Below are 1,623 nucleotides of genomic sequence, written 5' to 3' on the forward strand. Positions count from 1 at the left end.
CGCGCTGGCCACGGTGGCTGCCGTGGTCGTCGGGCTGCAGACGCACCAGCGGCTCCAGCAGGACAGCGGGGCGCAGATCGCCCAGCTGCGCCAGCAACTGGCCGCCACGCCGCAGGTGCGCTACGTGGCAGTGCTGGCCGATGCGAAGGCCGCGCCGTCCATGCTCGTCACATTCGATGCGCAAAAGAACGCGCTGGTGCTGCAGCGCGTGGGCGGTTTCCAGGAAGGCAGCGACCATTCGCTGCAGCTGTGGGCGCTGCCACCCGGCAGCGGCCCGCGCTCGCTCGGCGTGCTGGGGCCGCAGGCGCTGCTCACGCTGGCCACGCCGGAGAGCGCGGTGAAGAACGTACCCACGCTGGCCATCAGCCTGGAGCCGCAGGGCGGCGTGCCGGGCGACAAGGGGCCGACGGGACCGGTGCTGTTCACGGGCGCGCTGATCGAACGCATGCTGTAGCGAAACGGCCTCATATTCTGCTTTGCGGAATGGGGGTTTCGTCGGGCGTCGATTTAGGTAACACTCTGCTACAGCGCAGGTTGGCGCTCCTTTGCGGACGAACCCCCATGCACCCCATTCACTGGATCTCCACGGTGGCCTGCACCACCGGACTTTGCGCACTGCTGGCCGCCGCCGGCACCGCGCGGGCTGAAACCGGCAAGCTGCTGCTGACTGGCGGCGTGAGCAGCATCTCCGGCTCGGCCGGCGGCGGGCTCACCCCCTGGGCGGTGGTGGGCTCGAATGCCACCGAGGGCGAGATCGGCATGAGCGCCTTCACCACCCGCACCCGCACGCGCGATTACGGCCTCACGAGCTACGGCGCGGCGATGGGCTGGAACGAGCGGGTGGAGGTGTCGGTGGCGAAGCAGGATTTCGATGCCGCCCCCGCCGTCGCGCTGAACGGCATCGCGGCATTCGGCGTCGAGCCCGATCTGCACCTCAAGATGGACATCATCGGAGTCAAGGTCCGCCTGCTCGGCGATGCGGTGCTCGAGGCCGACAGCGCCATGCCGCAGGTGGCGGTGGGCGTGGAGCACAAGCGGCTGCACCCCGCTTCGGCCGGCAGGGTCATCGAGTTCCTGGGGGCCGACACGAGCGGCACCGATGTCTACGTGACCGCCACCAAGCTGCTGCTGGACCGCAATCTGGTGCTGAGCGCCACGCTGCGCTCCACCAACGCCAACCAGAACGGCCTGCTGGGCTTCGGCGGCTCGGCCCCGGGGCGCAGCCGCCGCAGCCTTCAGCCCGAATTCTCCGTGGCCTACCTGCTGCGCCGTGACCTGGCGATCGGCGCCGAATACCGCTTCAAGCCCAACAACCTGCAGGCGATCGGCGCCTCGGCGGGCCTGGGCGCCGCGCTGCGCGAGGACGACTGGCGGGACCTGTTCATCGCCTGGGCGCCCAACAAGCACATGTCGATCACCCTGGCCTACGTCAACCTGGGCCTCATCGTGCCGGGCGTGACGGGCTACCGCCGGCAAAACGGCTTGTACCTGTCGGTGCAGGCCGCGTACTGAACCGCGGGCAACAAGACGAGAGGAGGCCCCATGCCCATCCCTGCCACCCCCCGATTCGCGGTGCCGCCATGCCGCGCGCCGCGCGCCGCCGCCCTGGCGCTCGCGCTGGCC

At 70.2% G+C, this 1,623-nt stretch carries 2 protein-coding genes; both read left to right on the forward strand.

Annotated elements, in window-relative coordinates:
* The coding region (locus AC27IQ_RS24095) for an anti-sigma factor (protein ID WP_487091070.1) at positions 1-454 on the forward strand (454 nt) is incomplete at its 5' end.
* 107 nt (positions 455-561) lie between these two features.
* Positions 562-1,512 (forward strand): DUF3034 family protein, encoded by a 951-nt coding sequence (locus tag AC27IQ_RS24100; protein ID WP_487091071.1) that lies wholly within the window; start codon positions 562-564, stop codon positions 1,510-1,512.
* Positions 1,513-1,623 lie beyond the last annotated feature (111 nt).

This window comes from Acidovorax sp. KPB24-07, assembly GCF_057543315.1.